At 70.4% G+C, this 18435-nt stretch carries 17 protein-coding genes; 10 read left to right on the top strand and 7 right to left on the bottom strand.

Annotated features, from left to right (window positions below):
* Positions 1-52: 52 nt before the first annotated feature.
* Complete coding sequence (locus tag ACVW00_RS14055; protein ID WP_457111522.1) at positions 53-535, bottom strand: Lrp/AsnC family transcriptional regulator; 483 nt, start codon at positions 533-535, stop codon at positions 53-55.
* A 141-nt stretch (positions 536-676) separates the two neighbouring features.
* Here ACVW00_RS14055 and ACVW00_RS14050 point away from each other — a divergent pair, with 141 nt between their 5' ends.
* Genes ACVW00_RS14050 through ACVW00_RS14035 form a run of 4 tightly spaced genes read left to right on the top strand, consistent with a single transcriptional unit; the run spans position 677 to position 4683 of the window.
* Complete coding sequence (locus ACVW00_RS14050) at positions 677-1849, top strand: polyamine ABC transporter substrate-binding protein (protein WP_457111521.1); 1173 nt, start codon at positions 677-679, stop codon at positions 1847-1849.
* Positions 1833-2963, top strand: coding sequence for an ABC transporter ATP-binding protein (locus tag ACVW00_RS14045; protein WP_457111520.1), 1131 nt, complete (start codon positions 1833-1835; stop codon positions 2961-2963). The genes ACVW00_RS14050 and ACVW00_RS14045 overlap by 17 nt, the downstream gene beginning before the upstream one ends.
* Positions 2963-3862: an ABC transporter permease gene (locus ACVW00_RS14040; protein ID WP_457111519.1), complete on the top strand. Its 900-nt coding sequence runs from the start codon at positions 2963-2965 to the stop codon at positions 3860-3862. The genes ACVW00_RS14045 and ACVW00_RS14040 overlap by 1 nt, the downstream gene beginning before the upstream one ends.
* The gene (locus ACVW00_RS14035) at positions 3859-4683 is read left to right on the top strand and encodes an ABC transporter permease (RefSeq protein ID WP_457111518.1); all 825 of its coding nucleotides are present in this window, start codon (positions 3859-3861) and stop codon (positions 4681-4683) included. The genes ACVW00_RS14040 and ACVW00_RS14035 overlap by 4 nt, the downstream gene beginning before the upstream one ends.
* Before the next feature lie 91 nt (positions 4684-4774).
* Here the strand turns inward: ACVW00_RS14035 and ACVW00_RS14030 are convergent, their stop codons facing one another.
* Positions 4775-6175 (bottom strand): aspartate aminotransferase family protein, encoded by a 1401-nt coding sequence (locus ACVW00_RS14030; protein ID WP_457111517.1) that lies wholly within the window; start codon positions 6173-6175, stop codon positions 4775-4777.
* A 155-nt stretch (positions 6176-6330) separates the two neighbouring features.
* Here ACVW00_RS14030 and ACVW00_RS14025 point away from each other — a divergent pair, with 155 nt between their 5' ends.
* The 3 genes from ACVW00_RS14025 to ACVW00_RS14015 are packed head-to-tail and all read left to right on the top strand — an operon-like array spanning position 6331 to position 9346.
* Positions 6331-7791 carry a gamma-aminobutyraldehyde dehydrogenase gene (locus ACVW00_RS14025; protein ID WP_457111516.1) on the top strand — a complete coding sequence of 487 codons (1461 nt, stop codon included), beginning with the start codon at positions 6331-6333 and terminating at the stop codon, positions 7789-7791.
* A 3-nt stretch (positions 7792-7794) separates the two neighbouring features.
* Complete coding sequence (locus tag ACVW00_RS14020; RefSeq protein WP_457111515.1) at positions 7795-9024, top strand: saccharopine dehydrogenase family protein; 1230 nt, start codon at positions 7795-7797, stop codon at positions 9022-9024.
* 16 nt (positions 9025-9040) lie between these two features.
* Positions 9041-9346: a hypothetical protein gene (locus tag ACVW00_RS14015; protein WP_457111514.1), complete on the top strand. Its 306-nt coding sequence runs from the start codon at positions 9041-9043 to the stop codon at positions 9344-9346.
* Positions 9347-9356: 10 nt separating this feature from the next.
* Here the strand turns inward: ACVW00_RS14015 and gabT are convergent, their stop codons facing one another.
* The 5 genes from gabT to ACVW00_RS13990 form a co-directional block, all read right to left on the bottom strand.
* Entirely contained in the window at positions 9357-10703 is a 1347-nt protein-coding gene (gene gabT / locus ACVW00_RS14010; RefSeq protein ID WP_457111513.1) for a 4-aminobutyrate--2-oxoglutarate transaminase, read from the bottom strand.
* 89 nt (positions 10704-10792) lie between these two features.
* Complete coding sequence (locus ACVW00_RS14005) at positions 10793-11077, bottom strand: PqqD family peptide modification chaperone (RefSeq protein WP_457111512.1); 285 nt, start codon at positions 11075-11077, stop codon at positions 10793-10795.
* Complete coding sequence (locus ACVW00_RS14000; protein ID WP_457111511.1) at positions 11074-12045, bottom strand: hypothetical protein; 972 nt, start codon at positions 12043-12045, stop codon at positions 11074-11076. The genes ACVW00_RS14005 and ACVW00_RS14000 overlap by 4 nt, the downstream gene beginning before the upstream one ends.
* The gene (locus tag ACVW00_RS13995; protein WP_457111510.1) at positions 12015-12476 is read right to left on the bottom strand and encodes a lasso peptide biosynthesis B2 protein; all 462 of its coding nucleotides are present in this window, start codon (positions 12474-12476) and stop codon (positions 12015-12017) included. Before ACVW00_RS13995 ends, ACVW00_RS14000 begins: the two co-directional genes overlap by 31 nt.
* Before the next feature lie 89 nt (positions 12477-12565).
* Complete coding sequence (locus tag ACVW00_RS13990; RefSeq protein ID WP_457111509.1) at positions 12566-12706, bottom strand: hypothetical protein; 141 nt, start codon at positions 12704-12706, stop codon at positions 12566-12568.
* Positions 12707-12870: 164 nt separating this feature from the next.
* On the opposite strand from ACVW00_RS13990, the gene ACVW00_RS13985 reads away from it, so the two are divergent.
* From ACVW00_RS13985 to glgP, 3 genes are read left to right on the top strand one after another with little or no spacing between them, the layout of a single operon-like run.
* Entirely contained in the window at positions 12871-14040 is a 1170-nt protein-coding gene (locus tag ACVW00_RS13985; RefSeq protein ID WP_457111508.1) for a nucleotidyltransferase family protein, read from the top strand.
* Between the two features lie 29 nt (positions 14041-14069).
* Positions 14070-15731 (top strand): ATP-binding cassette domain-containing protein, encoded by a 1662-nt coding sequence (locus tag ACVW00_RS13980; protein ID WP_457111507.1) that lies wholly within the window; start codon positions 14070-14072, stop codon positions 15729-15731.
* 37 nt (positions 15732-15768) lie between these two features.
* Positions 15769-18375, top strand: a complete 2607-nt coding sequence (gene glgP / locus ACVW00_RS13975; protein ID WP_457111506.1) for an alpha-glucan family phosphorylase — start codon at positions 15769-15771, stop codon at positions 18373-18375.
* Positions 18376-18435: the final 60 nt, after the last annotated feature.

Below are 18435 nucleotides of genomic sequence, written 5' to 3'. Positions count from 1 at the left end.
CGCGGACGGAAGTCGTCGTCCGCGGTGTCGTGCCAGAGGGACGGCGGGACGCTCAGCGCACACCCCAGGAGTACGTCTGCTTGCGCAGCTTCAGGTAGACGAACGTCTCGGTGCCGCGGACGCCCGGGATCGCGCGGATCCGTGAGGAGAGCACGGACAGCAGGTGCTCGTCGCTCTCGCACACCGCTTCGACGAGGATGTCGAAGCCACCGGCGGTGATCACGACGTACTCGATCTCCTCCATCTCGGCCAGCGCGTCCGCGACCGGCTCGAGCGGGCCCTCGACCGTGAGGCCGATCATCGCCTGGCGGGCGAAGCCGAGCTCCATCGGGTCGGTCACCGCGACGATCTGCATGACCCCGCTGTCGATCAGGCGCTGGACCCGCTGGCGCACGGCGGCTTCCGACAGACCCACTGCCTGGCCGATCTTCGCGTAGGCGCGCCGGCCGTCCTGCTGGAGCTGCTCGATGATCGCCTTGGAGACCTCGTCGAGGTGGGTGTGTCGCCCCGACGGGGACTCCGCGTTCTCGGCCATGCGGCACATGGTTCACCTCCGGCGGGCGGAGGGCAAGCGCAACGCAGCGGTTTTCGTTGTGAAATGAGATATTCACAACGGAATCCCTTGTCGAGACCGGGCTCGCGTGTCACGATCCTCGCAATCACAGAGGGAGGTTCCGTGGTCAGCACACTCGGGGTCAGCCGCCGATCAGTGCTCAAGGGCGCGGCCGGGGCAGCGTTCGCGGTCGGCAGCGTGGCGGTCCTGCCGGCGTTCGGCACCGGTGGGCTGACCCAGGACCCGAGGCGTTGCAGCGCGGTCGACGAGTCGGCGCGCGACAAGCGGTTCGTGATCTCGAACTGGCCGCTCTACATCGACGAGGCGACCAAGAAGCAGCCCTCGACGCTCGACGACTTCGAGACCAAGACCGGCATCAAGGTCAGCTACACCGACGACGTCAACGACAACGAGGAGTTCTTCGCGAAGGTGAAGAACCAGCTCGGGTCCTGCCAGTCGACCAAGCGCGACATGATCGTGCTGACCGACTGGATGGCAGCGCGGGTCATCGACGTCGGGTGGATCCAGCCCATCGATGCCGGCAAGGTGCCGAACCTGCACGAGAACATCATCGACTCGCTCGCGCACCCGGCGTGGGACCCGGAGCGGAAGTACTCCGCTCCGTGGCAGAGCGGGCTCACCGGACTCGCGTACAACAAGAAGTACCTGAAGAAGCCGGTGAAGTCGTACGGCGAGCTGCTGAACCGCAAGGACCTCAAGGGCCGCGTCACGATGCTGACCGAGCTTCGCGACACGATGGGGCTGATCATGCTCAGCCAGGGTGCCGACCCGGCGAAGTTCACCGACCACGAGTGGAGCGTCGCCATGGAGGCGCTGACCCGGGCCACCAGCGACCACCAGATCCGCCGGTTCACCGGCAACGACTACGTCCAGGACCTGTCCGCCGGCAACGTGCTCGCCTGCGAGGCCTGGTCCGGCGACATCGCCAACGCGGGCGACGACAACCTGGTCTTCGTCCCTCCCGAGGAGGGCATGATGATCTGGGCCGACAACATGCTGATCCCGAACCTCGCGAGCCACCAGGCGAACGCCGAGAAGTGGATCGACTACTACTACGACCCCGAGGTCGCGGCCCGGCTCGCCGACTACAACCAGTACATCTGCCCGGTGAAGGGCGCCCAGCAGGCGATGGAGAAGGTCGACAAGGACAACGTCGACAACCCGCTGATCTTCCCCACCGAGGAGACCCTCAAGACGACGCACCGGTTCATGGCGCTCAAGGAGTACCAGACCCGCGAGTACGAAAGGCAGTTCTCCAATGTCACAGGCGTCTGAGGGCAGCCGCAGCCTGCACCTCTCCCAGGTCACCAAGGAGTTCGCGTCGTTCACCGCGGTGAAGTCGCTCGATCTCGACGTCGCCCACGGGTCGTTCTTCGCGCTCCTCGGCCCTTCCGGTTGCGGCAAGACCACCACGCTGCGGATGGTCGCCGGGCTGGAGACGCCGACCTCCGGCACGATCCGCGTCGGCGACACCGACATCACCTACGCCAAGCCCTATCAGCGGCCGGTCAACACGGTCTTCCAGAGCTACGCCCTCTTCCCGCACCTCGACGTCTACGAGAACGTCGCCTTCGGGCTGCGCCGGCGCAGGTCGGCCGAGGTGGACAAGCAGGTCGGCGACATCCTCGACCTCGTCGAGCTCGGGGGCCAGGCGCGGAAGAAGCCGCAGCAGCTGTCCGGCGGCCAGCAGCAACGGGTCGCACTCGCCCGGGCACTGGTCAACCGGCCCGACGTACTGCTCCTCGACGAGCCCCTGGGTGCGCTCGACCTGAAGCTCCGCCGCGCCATGCAGATCGAGCTCAAGCGGATCCAGACCGAGGTGGGGCTCACGTTCGTCCACGTCACCCACGACCAGGAGGAGGCCATGACCATGGCCGACACCGTGGCGGTGATGAACGGCGGCGTGATCGAGCAGATGGGCGCGCCTGCCGAGCTGTACGAGAACCCGAGGACGACGTTCGTCGCCAACTTCCTCGGTCAGTCGAACCTGATCGCCGGCAAGGTCCTCGGACGCGAGCGCGACACCGTCAGGGTCGACATGCACGGGATCATGGTGTCGGTCCCGACGGACCGCTCGCACGTCGACGGTGACGCCGGCTGGGTCGGGATCAGGCCGGAGAAGGTCCTCATCGCCGAGGTTGGCGAGGACATCGACGCGCCGGGGAACCACCTCGAGGGCGGGATCGTCACCGACGTGAGCTTCGTCGGGGTGAGCACCCAGTACCTGGTCCGGATGCCCTGGGGCCAGGAGCTCCAGGTCTTCGAGCAGAACACCGGGCGCCGCAAGATCTTCGCGTACGGCGAGAAGGTCGACCTCTCCTGGCGCCCGGAGTACGCGTTCCTCCTCGACGCGACCCAGGACGTCAATGCCGGGATCGAGGACGACTGATGGCGGCGCTCACCGCGCCGGCGCGGGCGGCGGAGAACAGCGCGAAGCGCGTCGGCGGCAGCCGATGGACGGGGTACTGGCTCCTGGCGCCCGGAGCCATCTGGCTCGGCCTGTTCTTCGTGGTCCCCTTCTACTCGCTGGTCTCCGCGAGCCTCTTCGACCCCAACGGATCGGTCCTCACCGGCTACAAGGTGAGCTACCACGTCGCGAACTTCGGGACGGCACTGAAGGACTACCACGCCGAGCTGCTGCGCTCACTCTGGTACGCCGGCCTCGCGACCCTCATCTGCCTGGTGATCGGCTACGTGCTCGCGTACGCGATCGCGTTCAGGGCCGGCCGGTGGCGCAACCTGCTCCTGGTCCTGGTCATCGCCCCGTTCTTCACCAGCTTCCTGCTCCGGACGCTGTCGTGGAAGCTGATCCTCGCCGACCACGGGTTCGTGGTGTCCACGCTCCAGCACCTGCACATCCTCGGCCACGACGGCCGGCTCCTGAACACCTGGATCGCGGTGGTGGCGGGCATCGTGTACAACTTCCTGCCCTTCATGGTGCTCCCGCTGTACGCCAGCCTCGAGAAGATCGACGGCCGGCTCGTGGAAGCGGCCAGCGACCTGTACGCGTCGCCGTTCAAGGCGTTCTTCAAGGTGACGTGGCCGCTCTCCCTTCCCGGCGTCGTCGCCGGGACGTTGCTCACCTTCATCCCGGCCGCCGGCGACTACATCAACGCCCAGCTGCTCGGCAGCCCCGGAGAGCGCATGGTCGGCAACGTCATCCAGAGCCTGTTCACGTCCAGCCAGGACTACGCCACCGCCGGCGCGCTGTCGCTGATCGTGATGGTGATCATCATCGCGATGGTCCTCGCCTACATCCGCAAGATCGGCACGGAGGACCTCGTATGAGCCCGCTCGCGAGCGCCGGACGATGGATCCGCGCGCACCTGGTGCTCGGGCTGGGGCTGCTGGTGCTGGCCTACATGTTCGTCCCGATCGCCGTCGTCGTCCTGATGAGCTTCAACGACCCGGGCAAGTCCAAGAACGTCTACGCCTTCCGGGGTTTCACGCTGCACAACTGGGCGCACCCCTGCGGGCCGGCCGGCATGTGCCACGCGGTCGGGCTGAGCGTCGGGATCGGCCTGCTCGCCACGTTGGTCGCCACGATCATCGGGAGCATGGCCGCGTTCGGCCTGGTGCGGCACGACTTCACCGGCCGAGGGATCGCCAACACCGTGATCTTCCTGCCGATGGCGTCGCCCGAGATCGTGATGGGGTCCTCGCTGCTGGCCCTGTTCGTGTCGACCGGGTTCGGCGGCCGGCTCGGCTTCTGGACGATCTTCGTGGCGCACGTGATGTTCTGCCTGTCGTTCGTGATCGTCACCGTGCGCGCTCGGCTGGCGGGGCTGGACGACAACCTCGAGCAGGCGGCGATGGACCTCTACGCGGACGAGAGGCAGACCTTCTGGCGGGTGACCTTCCCGCTCGCGCTGCCAGGCATCCTCGGGGCGGCCCTGCTGAGCTTCTCGCTGTCCTTCGACGACTTCATCATCACCAACCTGAACGCCGGCCAGACCACGACCTTCCCGATGTTCGTGTGGGGCGCCGCGCAACGCGGAGTGCCGATGCAGGTCAACGTGATCGGCACGCTGATGTTCGTGATCGCGATCGCGATCGTGATCAGCAGCGAGCTGAACAACCGGCGACGGGCCCGGGCGCTGAGCGTCTGACGCGCCTCTCTGCCTGGGTCACCGGGTTTCGACAGGCTCAACCGCCGGTGGTCGAGCCTGTCGAGACCTCAGGTGTTCGCCGGCTGACCCGTTAGAGATGGTTCTCGGCCTCGGTGAGCACCGAGCGGAGGGTCGACTCGATCTCGTCGAAGTGCGACTGCTCGCAGATCAGGGGCGGCGCCAGCTGCACGACGGGGTCGCCGCGGTCGTCGGCGCGGCAGTAGAGCCCGGCGTCGAAGAGCGCCTTGGAGAGGAATCCGCGAAGGAGCCGCTCGGACTCGGCGTCGTCGAAGGTCTCCTTGGTCGCCTTGTCCTTGACCAGCTCGATCCCGAAGAAGTACCCGTCGCCGCGGACGTCGCCGACCAGCGGCAGGTCCAGCAGCTTCTCCAGGGTGGCCCGGAAGTCGCCCTCGGTGTCGCGCACGTGCTCGTTGAGCTGCTCGCGCTCGAAGATGTCCAGGTTGGCCATCGCGACCGCGGTCGAGACCGGGTGGCCGCCGAAGGTGTAGCCGTGCAGGAACGACTCGGTGCCCTTGGCGAACGGCTCGAACAGGCGGTCGGTCGCGATCATCGCGCCGAGCGGCGAGTAGCCGGAGGTCAGCCCCTTGGCGCAGGTGATGATGTCGGGCTGGTAGCCGTAGCGCTCGGCCCCGAACATGTGGCCCAGCCGCCCGAAGGCGCAGATCACCTCGTCGCTGACCAGCAGCACGTCGTACTCGTCGCAGATCTCGCGGACCCGTTCGAAGTAGCCCGGCGGCGGCGGGAAGCAGCCACCTGAGTTCTGCACCGGCTCCAGGAAGACCGCCGCGACCGTGTCGGGCCCCTCGAACTCGATGACCTCGGCGATCCGGTCGGCGGCCCAGCGACCGAAGGCCCGCTCGTCGTCGGGGCCGCCGGTCTGGAACTGGTCCGGTGCGCGGTAGAAGTTCGTGTTCGGCACCCGGAAGGCGCTGGGAACCAGCGGCTCGAACTGGGCCTTCATCCCGGGGAGCCCGGTGATGGACAGGGCGCCGTGCGGGGTCCCGTGGTAGGCGATCGCCCGGCTGATCACCTTGTGCTTGCCCGGCTTGCCGGTGAGCTTGAAGTAGTTCTTCGCCAGCTTCCACGCCGACTCGACCGCCTCGCCGCCGCCGGTGGTGAAGAAGACGCGGTTGAGGTCGCCGGGGGCGTAGCCCGCGACGCGGGCGGCCAGGTCGACCGCACCGGGGTGGGCGTAGGACCACAGCGGGAAGAACGCCAGCTCTGCGGCCTGCTTGGCCGCGGCCTCCGCGAGCTCGGTGCGCCCGTGCCCGACCTGGCTGACGAAGAGGCCCGAGAGCCCGTCGAGGTAGCGGCGTCCGTGGGAGTCGTAGATGTACGCGCCGTCGCCCCGCACGATGGTCGGGATCTCGGCCTGGTCGTAGGAGGAGTGCCGGGTGAAGTGCATCCAGAGGTGGTCACGCGCGGCCTGCTGGCCGGCGTCCTGGGTGCCGCTGGAGCTCGGTTCGGTCATGGCGGCCAGTCTGCCAAGTGCCCTCGCGTTCGGCAAGTGAATCCGTCACTCCATCGCCCCATTGGCGACGCAATCGCTGGTGAGGAGCGATTCAACCTGCGGATTTCGTTGTCAGTCGCTTGACCGGCGCCCACGCGTCCGGCTTGACTTGCGCCATGGCACCTACCGATCCCCCCACGCTGTTGCAGAACGTCGTCGGCGGCGAGCTCGTCGATGCCGCGTCCGGCGCGACCTACGACGTCGTCGACCCGACCACCGGCGCCGTCTACGCGACGGCGCCCACGAGCGGCGCCGAGGACGTCGACCGCGCGTACGCCGCGGCCGCGACCGCCTTCGAGACCTGGGGCCGGACGACGCCGAAGGAGCGCAGCGAGGCGCTGCTGAGGATCGCCGACGCGATCGACGCGCGCGCGGAGGAGATCACCGCTGTCGAGGTCAAGGACACCGGCAAGCCGATCGGCCTGACCGCGTCGGAGGAGCTGCCGCCGAGCTCGGACCACTTCCGCTTCTTCGCCGGCGCCGCCCGGGTGCTCGAGGGCAAGTCGGCGGGGGAGTACCTCCCGGGCCACACCTCGTGGATCCGGCGGGAGCCGGTCGGTGTGGTCGGCCAGGTGACGCCCTGGAACTACCCGCTGATGATGATGATCTGGAAGATCGCGCCGGCACTCGCCGCCGGCAACACCGTGGTGCTCAAGCCGAGCGACACGACGCCGGCGTCGTCGGTGCTGCTCGCCCAGATCTGCCAGGAGTTCCTGCCGCCGGGCGTCCTCAACGTCGTCACCGGCGACCGGGACACCGGTCGGCTGCTCGTCTCGCACCCGACGCCGCAGATGGTCTCGATCACCGGCTCCGTCAGGGCCGGCATGGAGGTCGCCGGAGCCGCCGCGGCGGACGTCAAGCGGGTCCACCTCGAGCTCGGCGGCAAGGCACCGGTGATCGTCTTCGACGACGCCGACCTCGAGGCAGCGTCCGAGGCGATCGCGACCGCGGGCTACTTCAACGCCGGTCAGGACTGCACGGCGGCGACCCGGGTGCTCGCCGGGCCGCGGATCCACGACGACTTCGTCGCCGCACTCACCGAGCAGGCGCGCGACACCAGGACCGGGATGCCCGACGACGAGGACGTCCTCTACGGCCCGCTGAACAACCCCGACCAGCTGTCCCGGGTCAGCGGCATGGTCGACCGGCTGCCCGACCACGCCCGCGTCGAGGCGGGCGGGGGTCGCGCCCAGGTGTCCGGAGGCGAGGAGGGCTACTTCTACCAGCCCACGGTGCTCTCCGGTCTGCGCCAGGACGACGAGCAGATCCAGAACGAGATCTTCGGCCCGGTGATCACCGTTCAGCGGTTCGCCGTGGAGGACGAGGCGCTCCGCTGGGCCAACGGCGTCGAATACGGCCTGTCCGCGAGCGTGTGGACCAGGGACCACCAGCGGGCGCTGCGGATGAGCCGCGACCTGGACTTCGGGGTGGTCTGGATCAACACCCACATCCCGTTCATCTCCGAGATGCCGCACGGCGGGTTCAAGCACAGCGGCTACGGCAAGGACCTGTCGATGTACGGCCTGGAGGATTACACCCGGATCAAGCACGTGATGTCCTTCCTGGGCGAGGGCTGAGCCGTGCGGATCCTCCTGATCGGTGTCGGTGGAGTGGGCGGCGCCTTCACCGCGATCGCCGCACGCCGGGACTTCTTCGAGACGGTCGTCGTCGCCGACTACGACCCGGAACGGGCCGCGAAGGCGGCGGCCACCGACGACCGGTACGTCGCTGCGCGGATCGATGCCTCCTCGGCGGAGTCGGTGACGGCGCTGTGCCGCGAGCACGGCATCACCCATGTGATGAACGCCGTGGACCCGGTGTTCAACATGTCGGTCTTCGAGGGCGCTCTCGCGGCCGGCGCGGACTACCTCGACATGGCGATGTCGCTGTCGAAGCCGCACCCGGAGGCGCCGTACTCGAAGACCGGCGTGAAGCTCGGTGACGAGCAGTTCGCCGCCGCCGGCGACTGGGAGTCCGCGGGCCGGCTGGCACTGGTCGGGATCGGCGTCGAGCCGGGGCTCTCCGACGTCTTCGCACGGTACGCCGCGGACCACCTCTTCTCCGAGATCGACGAGCTCGGGACGCGCGACGGCGCGAATCTCGTGGTCACCGACGACGACGGCAACGAGATCTTCGCGCCGTCGTTCTCGATGTGGACCACGATCGAGGAGTGCCTGAACCCGCCGGTGATCTGGGCCGGTGACGGATCAGGGCAGGGTGAGTGGTTCACGACGCCGCCGTTCAGCGAGCCCGAGGTATTCGACTTCCCCGAGGGGATCGGCCCCGTGGAGTGCGTGAACGTCGAGCACGAGGAGGTGCTGCTGATGCCCCGGTGGGTGGACTGCAAGCGGGCCACCTTCAAGTACGGGCTCGGCGACGAGTTCATCAACATCCTCAAGGTGCTGCACACGCTCGGCCTGGACCGGACCGAGAAGGTGCGGGTCAAGGGCCTGGAGGTGTCGCCCCGTGACGTGGTGGCAGCGGTGCTGCCCGATTCCGCGACCGTCGGACCGCGGATGAAGGGCAAGACGTGTGCCGGACTGTGGGTGACCGGCACGGGCAAGGACGGCGCGCCGCGGTCGACGTACCTCTACCACGTGGTCGACAACGACTGGTCGATGCAGGAGTACGGCCACCAGTGCGTGGTCTGGCAGACGGCCGTCAACCCGGTCGTCGCCCTCGAGCTGCTGGCGACCGGCGCCTGGTCGGGTGCGGGCGTGCTCGGACCGGAGGCGTTCGACGCGGTGCCGTTCCTGGAGCTGCTGACCGCCTACGGCAGTCCATGGGGACAGCAGGAGCTCGCGACCTGACGCATACGATGCGCGCGTGTCTGCGCGCGTCTCGGAGCTGCTGATCTTCTCCTTCCTGCTCCCCGTCGGTCCGTGGGGCGTCGTCCGGGCGCTGCGCCGCGACCGGACGTGGGTCGCAGCCGCCGTCGTCTGGACGGCCGCATGCGTCTTCTCGATCGTGACCACGCTTCGCGGCTACACGCTGATGGGGGGCGGCCACTACGGCATCGACCACCGGAGGCCGCGCGAGGTGACCACCGCGGGCCAGGTGGTGCTCGCGGTGCTGGCCGCGCTGCTGCCGGTCGTCGCCTGGCTCGTGGTGCGCGCCCGCCGCCGGCCCTAGACTGCGTCGCTCAGATCGACGCGACCTCGGCGAGCACGTCCATCGCCTCGTGGAGCAGGTGGTCCGGTGCGACCAGGGGCGGGAGGAACCGGAGCACGTTGCCGTAGGTGCCGCAGGTGAGGGTGAGGACACCGGCCTGGTGACAGCCCGCGCTGAGCCGCGCCGCCATCGCCGGATCGGGGACGGTGGTGCCCGGCTCCACGATCTCGATCGCCACCATCGCGCCGCGGCCGCGGACCTCGCCGATGGCCGGGAACGCTGCGGCCAGCTCACGCAGCCGTCCGACGAGCAGCGCCTCGATCTCGCGGGCTCGCGCGTCCAGCCCCAGCTCCCTCATCGTCGCGATCGACCCGAGGGCGGCGGCGCACGCGACCGGGTTGCCGCCGTAGGTGCCGCCGAGCCCGCCGGCGTGGACGGCGTCCATCATCTCGGCGCGACCGACCACGGCCGCGAGCGGAAGCCCACCGGCCACGCCCTTCGCGACCGTCACCAGGTCGGGTACGACGCCTTCGTGCTCGCTGGCGAACCAGGTGCCGGTGCGGCACATCCCTGACTGGATCTCGTCGGCGACGAACACGATGCCCTTCGCGGCGGCGTACTCGGCGAGCGCCGGGAGGTAGCCGGGCGCCGGCACGATGAAGCCACCCTCACCCAGCACCGGCTCGACGACGATGCACGCCACGTTGGTGGCGCCGACCTGCTTGTCGATCATGTCGATCGCGCGCGCGGCGGCCTCGGAGCCGCTGAGCCCGTCGCGGAACGGGTAGGAGACGGGCGCGCGGTAGACCTCGCCGGCGAAGGGACCGAAGCCCTCCTTGTAGGGCATGTTCTTCGCGGTCATCGCCATCGTCAGGTTGGTGCGGCCGTGGTAGGCGTGGTCGACGACGACCACGGCGTCGCGTCCGGTGTGCACGCGCGCGACCTTCACGGCGTTCTCGACCGCCTCGGCCCCGGAGTTGAACAGGGCGGCCTTCTTCGCGTGCGTGCCCGGCGTGAGCTCGGCGAGCTGTTCACAGACCTCCACGTAGCCCTCGTAGGGGGCGACCATGAAGCACGTGTGGGTGAACGCCGCGACCTGATCGGTGACCCGCGCGACGACCTGCGGCGCGGCGTTGCCGACCGAGGTGACCGCGATGCCCGAGGCGAGGTCGATCAGGGAGTTGCCGTCGACGTCGACGACCACGCCACCGCCGGCCGCGGTCACGTAGACCGGCAGCACGCTGCCGACGCCGGCCGCGACCGCCGCCACCCGCCGCTGCTGCAGCTCGCGCGACCGCGGACCCGGGATCTCGGTCACCAGCCGCCGCTCCTGGGGCAGGGCCGGCCCGCCGGTGCGGTGCTCGTGCGTGACGCTCATCGGTGCCTCCGTGACGGGATGCGTGGTAACAGGGGGGATTGGCATGCAGTATCCGTCGCCGAAGAGCCGTCACGCAACTGAATCCGTCGTCAGTGGCGCTCGACCAGCTTCTTGGCGGCCAGCTCGTCGAGGAAGGCGACGACGTCCTCGCGGCAGGCCTCGGAGGTCACGTCGTACTCGTCGGCCACCAGGCCGCACAGCTGCTCGGTCGTGCGGGGCTCGGAAAGGTGCTGCCACAGAGACGCGGCGACGTCACGCAGCCCGTAGTACTCACCCTGCTCGAGGCCCATCATCACCAGCTCCCCGTCCATCTCGACGGCGTGCAGGCCGGGACGGCGCACGTAGGTGGCCTCCTCGGCCGGACGGGTGTTCATGCGCTCTCCCTGGTCGTGCCGGCAGCATCGGACCGGCCCATGATGTCGGAAAGGACGGCGTCGGCGGTGGCTTCTGCCGTCATCGTGGCGGCCGGCCGGGTGACCCGGCTGATCCGCGTGCCGGCGGCGAGCCGGGCGCACTGGGTGAGGTGCTCGCGCAGGACCTCGTCGCCCGCCAGGAGCTCGTTGCGGTAGGTGTGCTCGTGGAGCAGTGAGAACACCTCGGCCCCGCCGACGGGGGTGACCACGAGCTCGGGGTGCTCGTGTCGCTCGAGCACGTAGACCCAGCGCAGCGGCAGCGGCTCGGTGCACGGGCGCGAGATCGGCAGCTGGAACTTCTCCACCGAGGTGGTCACCCGGTCGAGGCCCGCGCTGTCGAGCCCGAGCCGCGCCACGGCGTCGTCCCAGAGCTTGATCCGCGGGTAGCCGGGAAGTGCGTTGCCCACGGCGTCGACCGGCACCACGTCGTCGGAGAGTACGTCGTGCCCGCGTCGCATCAGCTCGGCAGCCAGGGTCGACTTCCCGGCCCCGGAGCGTCCGACGACGACGGCACACGCGTCGCCGACGCGGAAGGCGTTGCCGTGCAGGACGAGGTTGCCGCGCTGCATCATCAGCGCCCCCATGGCGGTGCCGAGCACGAACAGGCGGACCGTCGCCGGATCGGCGTCGGCGGTCGCGTCCACGAGGATCTCGCGTCCGTCGCGCACCAGGATCGACCCCGTGCCCGGCACGACGAGCCCGATGTCGGCCGCGTCGCGCCAGAGGCCCAGTGGGAGCAGCGTCGCGGACGCGGGTGGGTCTCCGAGCGAGACCCGGCGGACCGTCACGTCCGGAGCGGTGCCCGGGGCAGCTGCCGGCCCCAGGTCGGGAAGTGGGATTTCGCTGTCGATGGTCAGGCCGTAGCAGCGGTACCGGCCGTGCGGGGCCGCCACGGCGTTCACCGGAGCCGGGGCGACCGCGGCGCCCACGAGAAGGATCCGACCTCGGTGTAGGAGTGCCCGGTGCCGCCGGTGACCGTCACCTCGCCGGCGTGCACCCAGGCGTGCGCGACGAGCTGACCGCCGTCACGGCGTACGCCGAAGGACACCACGTGCGGCACCCGGGCGCCGCCGAGGAGGGCACGTGCGGTGAGGGCCTGCGGATAGCACTCCGAGCGCCACGGCGTGTGCCGGGCCGCGAACCCGATGGTCGCGGCGATCCGGGCCGCACGGATCGCGGTCGCGTCATCGAGCGCCGCTACGGCGCCGGTCGTGGTTGCACCCCGGTGCTCGCCGAGGACGCGGCGCACGACGGAGAAGGGCAGCACCAGGATGGCGAACCGGGTGATGCCGAGGAGGGTCCAGGCGACGACGACACGGGTCCCGTCACGTGGTCCGAGAAGCACGAAGCCACGAACCATGCGTCCGAAGCGTCTGTGAAGGCGATGCGTCGGCATGGTCGTGGCCTCGGCCGACACCGTGTCCGGTGCCTTGAGTTGGGGTTGTGCCTTCAGCTGAGCAGGCCGCCCAGCCCGAGGTGGACATGCGCGTTGATACCACCCAGAAACACCTGGATGTCGATGTCCCGCGTCGAGCGCAGGCTCAGTGACTCGAGTCGAGGCGCACTGTAGGCCTTGGCCGAACCGGTCATGTGCAGCTCCTGTCGGTTGTTCCCCTTCGGCCACACAACGACACAGGAGGCTCCTACGTCACGCGGCAGGGAAAAATGGCCCAGATGGGCTAGTCGGATCACCCGGGCGGAGGACTGCGCGAGTTTCGATCCCCGACCGGTGCCCACCCACCTAGCCTGTCCCCGTGGAACCCTCCCCGGCCGTGACCCGGCGCGTGCGCGGCTGGGTGCGGACGGCCCTGCTCGCCGAGGCGGGGCACGGGGTCGATCCGGTTCGGGGCGAGCCGGTGGGCGACGAGGGGAGCCTCCTCGCCGCCACGGCTCGCCAGCGAGTGGTCGAGCTGGTCCACGACCAGGCAGCCGCACTGCAGCTGCCCGACGGCCTGCTCGACGGGCTCGCGCACATGCGTACGGCGAGCCGCAAGCTGGTCCCCCTGCAGCTCCTCGAGCTGGCCCACGTCCGCGACCTGCTCGACGCGGCGGACACCCCGTTCCTGGCGTTCAAGGGCCCGGCGCTCGCCGTGCAGACGACGGGCGACGTCGGTGCCCGCGGGTTCGGCGACCTGGACATCCTGGTGGACGCCCGCTCGGTCGACGACGTGGTCGACCACCTGGCCGCCGAGGGCTGGCGCTCGTCGGTGCCCCTGCCTGAGCGGGACACCTGGGCGTGGCGGCGGCTCCTGCACACCTCGAACGAGCTCACCTTCTACGGCGCCTCGTGCTCGGTCGACCTGCACTGGCGACTGGATCCGACCCTGGACGGGCTCCCGCCGTTCGACGTCCTGTGGGGCCGTCGAGAGGTGGTCGACCTGGGCGGCGTCGCGGTCTCCACCCTGTCGCCGCGTGACGCACTCGCCCACCTCTGCCTGAACGCGGCGCGTGACGAGTGGCTCTGGCTCCGCTCGCTCGTCGACATCAGCCGCGCGGCCCGGCTCGACGGTGCCTGGGACCCCGACCACCTGACGGGGTTGGCCGTCCGGGCACTTCTGGTCACCGATGTCCTCGTCGGACTCCCGCCCGACGTGCCGGGCTGGGTCCGCGACCGCATCGCACGGGTGTCCCCACGCGTTCGAGACCGCACGGTCACGGCCGCGGTCCGCAGGCAGGAGACCGACGAGCACCAGTGGGGTGGGCCCGGGAGCCGCTTCTGGCCCTACGTGCGCTACCAGCTCGCCGCCAGCAGGACTCCGCGGGACGTGTCCCGCACCGTGAGCACCGTGATCCTCCCGGGATGGGCCGTGCGGGACGTCCCGGGAGCCTCCGCCTGGCGAGGGGTCCCGGTGGGCATCGGGCACAGGACCAGCGACCTGACCCGTCGGTCCCTGAGCCACCTCGGCGAACGGCGGGGCGCGTGATCGGGCAGGCGCGCGCCAGCCTGGCGCTGATGGCCCGGACCGTCGGCCGCGGCCGGCTCGCCACCCTGATCGCGCTGCAGCTGGTCGTCGCGGTGATGGAGGGTCTCGGGCTGGTCCTGCTGGTGCCCGTGATCCAGGCGCTCGACGGGTCCGCCCGCCTCGGCGTACCGAGCCTGAGCCTGCGCCTCTCCCTGGCCGAGGCGTTCACGCTGGTGATCGCCGTGGTGTGCCTGCGCGGGCTCGCGCAGTGGCGTGCCGCGGTGCTCGCGGTCGACATCAGGCTGGCCACCGTCGACGCGCTCCGGCTCGGGCTCATCGACGACCTCTACCGCGCCGACTGGTCGTTCCTGGCGACCCAGCGCCGAAGCCACCTCGTCGCCAGCCTCACCACCGAGGTCGAGCGGGTGCACAGCGCGCTCGCGATGGTGCTCCGGCTCCTGGTGGGCGCGCTCGTCCTGGCGGCGACCGCAGCCGTCGCGGTGCTGCTCGCCCCGCTGGTCGGCGGCGTCACGGTGCTCGCGCTGGTCCTCGTGGCCTTCGTGACTGTCCGCTCGACGCGGGGGGCCACGCGCCTCGGCCGCACGATGAGCGACCGGATGGCCGACTTCGGCGCCGCCCTCAGCGACTCGCTCACCTCCCTGAGGGTGATGCGTGCCCACGACGCATCGGCCGCATGGTCCGATCTCGTCGGGGGCGAAGCCGCGCGCCTGAGAGAGGTCCGCCGGTCCTTCGTGACGCGGGCCGGAGCGATCTCGGCCGCGGCCGGTGTCGCGGTCGTGCTCGCGGTCCTGGCGCTGATCCTCGGCGGACGGGCGGCCGGGATGTCCCTGGCCGAGCTCGCCGCCCTCGCGGTCGTGGCGACCCGGCTGCTCGGTGCCGCACAGGGACTGCTGACCTCCGCGCAGCAGTTCGGGAACGACGCTGCCTCGCTCGACCGGCTGAGCGCGTTCGCCGCCGAGGCTCGCGCGCGTCCCGAGCCTGCCGCCGCGGTCGCGCCCGGTGCGCCCGCGAAGCGCTCGCCCGACGCCCCGTTGCTCTGCCTGCGGGAGATCTCGGTCTCGTACGCCGAGGACGCCGCGCCGGCGCTCTCCGGCGTCGATCTGGAGATCCCTCGCGGAGGGCTGGTGGTCGTGACCGGGCCGAGCGGCGCGGGCAAGAGCACCCTGCTCGACGTGGTTCTCGGGCTGCTGCGTCCCGACAGCGGCGAGGTGTGCGTGGACGGCGTACCGCTCGCCGACCTGGCCTCGTGGCGCCGGCGGATCGGCTATGTACCGCAGCAGACGGTGCTGGTGCCCGGGACCGTGTGGCAGAACCTCGCCTGGTCGGTCGCGCCCGGCGCCGACCCGACCGAGGCAGACGCGTGGTCGGCCCTCGAGGCCGCCCAGGTCGCCGACGTCGTACGCCGGCTGCCGGGTGGCCTGCAGGCCCCGTTGCACGAGCTCACCGAGCTCTCCGGTGGCGAGCAGCAGCGGCTGAGCATCGCCCGCGCGCTCCTGCGCGACCCCGAGCTGCTCGTGCTCGACGAGGCGACCAGCGCACTCGACGCCGACACCGAGGAGCGGCTGCTCGACGGGCTGCTCGACGGCAGCCGGGCGGTGCTCATGGTGACCCATCGGGGTGCCCCGGGCCGGGGCGGCGTCGGCCTGCACCTCGAGGGAGGCCGGCCGGCCGGTCCCGGATCGCCCCGATAATTGGAACGATCAAGTCGATGTCGGCTACGGTCGTCCGGTGCGCGCAATTCGACGATTCACGGTCCGACCCGTCCTCCCCGCAGAGCTGCAGCCGCTGCTCGAGCTGGCTACGAACCTCCGCTGGTCCTGGCATCCGGAGACCCAGGACCTGTTCGCGGCGATGGACGCCGAGCAGTGGGAGGCATCCGGCCGCGACCCGGTGAAGCTGCTCGGGCTGGTGTCGCCCGATCGCCTGGACGAGCTGGCCAAGGACAAGAGGTTCCTGCGCATGCTCGAGCTCGCCGGCGCGGATCTCGACCAGTACCTGACCGGCGACCGCTGGTTCCAGAAGAGGGTCGCCGCCGGCGACACGCTGCCGCGCTCGGTCGCCTACTTCTCACCTGAGTACGGCATCACCTCGGTCCTGCCGCAGTACTCCGGAGGCCTCGGGATCCTCGCGGGCGACCACCTGAAGACGGCCAGCGACCTGGGCGTGCCCCTGGTCGGCGTCGGCCTGCTCTACCGGCACGGCTACTTCCGGCAGGCGGTCTCGCGGGAGGGGTGGCAGCAGGAGACCTACCCCGTGCTCGACCCAGACGGCCTGCCGATCACGCCGCTGCGCGAGGCCGACGGCTCCCGCGCCCAGGTGTCGCTCGACATCCCCGGCGACCACCCGCTGCTCGCACAGATCTGGGTCGCCCAGGTCGGCCGCGTGCCGCTGCTGCTGCTCGACTCCGACGTCGAGGCGAACCCCGAGCCGCTGCGTGACGTCACCGACCGCCTGTACGGCGGCACCGTCGAGCACCGGCTCCTCCAGGAGCTGCTCCTCGGGGTCGGCGGGATCCGCGCTCTGCGCACGTTCTCGCGGATCACCGGCGCCGAGCCGCCCGAGGTGTTCCACACCAACGAGGGGCATGCCGGGTTCCTGGGGGTGGAGCGGATCCGCGAGCTCTCGGTCACCGACAGCGGCCCGCACCTGGACTTCGCGACCGCGCTCGAGGTGACCCGTGCCGGCACGCTCTTCACCACGCACACTCCTGTGCCGGCGGGCATCGACCGGTTCCCGCGCGACCTGATCGCGCAGTACTTCGGCACGCAGAGCCCCGTCCCCGGCGTACCGGTGGACGACATCCTCGCGCTCGGCACCGAGGACTACGAGGGCGGCGACCCCGACGTGTTCAACATGGCGGTGATGGGCTTCCGGCTGGCGCAGCGCGCCAACGGCGTCTCCCAGCTGCACGGCCACGTCAGCCGGCACATGTTCAACGGGCTCTGGCCCGCGTTCGACGAGACCGAGGTGCCGATCACCTCGATCACCAACGGCGTGCACGCTCCGACCTGGGTCGCGCGCGAGGTCTTCGAGCTCGCCGCCAAGTTCGGCGCGACGGAGGCGTCCTTCGGCGGCGGCAACGACGACCCGAACGTCTGGGACGTCGTGGACAAGGTCCCCTCCGACGAGCTCTGGGCCACCAAGCGGGTGCTGCGCCAGCGGCTCGTCGACGACGCCCGGGCCCGGCTGCGCCGGTCCTGGCAGCAGCGCGGCGCGGCTCCGGCGGAGCTCGGCTGGATCGACACGGCACTGGACCCGGACGTCCTCACCATCGGGTTCGCCCGCCGGGTGCCGTCGTACAAGCGACTGACCCTGATGCTGCGCGACCCCGAGCGGCTCAAGCGCATCCTGCTCGACCCGGAGCGGCCGGTGCAGCTGGTGATCGCCGGCAAGGCGCACCCCGCCGACGACGGCGGCAAGGCGCTGATCCAGGAGATCGTGCGGTTCGCCGACGACCCGGAGGTGCGCCACCGGATCGTCTTCCTGCCGAACTACGACATCGCGATGGCCCAGCCGCTCTACCCCGGCTGCGACGTCTGGCTGAACAACCCGCTGCGGCCCTACGAGGCGTGCGGCACCTCCGGCATGAAGGCCGCGCTCAACGGCGCCCTCAACCTCTCCATCCTCGACGGCTGGTGGGACGAGTGGTACGACGGCAACAACGGCTGGGCCATCCCGTCGGCCGACGGCATCGCCGACGAGCACGTTCGTGACGACATCGAGGCCAACGCCCTCTACGACCTCATCGAGCTCGAGGTCGCGCCCCGGTTCTACGACACCGTCTCCCAGGGCAAGGACGGCCTGCCGAGCCGCTGGATCGAGATGGTCCGGCACACGCTGAAGTCGCTCGGGCCCCGGGTGCTGTCGTCACGGATGGTGCGCGACTACGTCCAGCAGCTCTACGCGCCCGCGGCGGCCGCGGCACGCGGGATCAACGAGACCTTCGACGGCGCCCGCGAGCTGGCGACGTTCAAGGCCCGCGTACGCGCCGGCTGGGACCAGGTCCGCATCGACCACATCGACACCGCGGGTCTCTCCGACTCCCCGGAGGTCGGCGGCGGCCTGGACCTGCAGGTGTTCGTGTCACTCGGCGACCTGCGGATCGACGACGTCGAGGTGCAGGTGGTCCACGGCCGGGTCAAGGGCGAGGACGAGCTGGTGACGGCGGCGATCGCCGACCTGCAGGTCGCGGAGTCCTACGAAGCTGGCCGGCACCGGTTCGAGGGACGGCTGGTGCTCGACCGCCCCGGCCCGTTCGGCTACACCGTCCGGGTGCTGCCCAAGCACCCCGGGCTGGCCTCGCCCGCCGAGCTCGGGCTGGTGGCCCTGGCCTGACGCCGAGCGGGCACAAACGCTGCTCGCGGGTACGCCGAGCGGGCACAAACGCTGCTCGCG

This window comes from Marmoricola sp. URHA0025 HA25, assembly GCF_054059435.1.
This window is presented reverse-complemented; position numbering and strand designations above follow the sequence as displayed.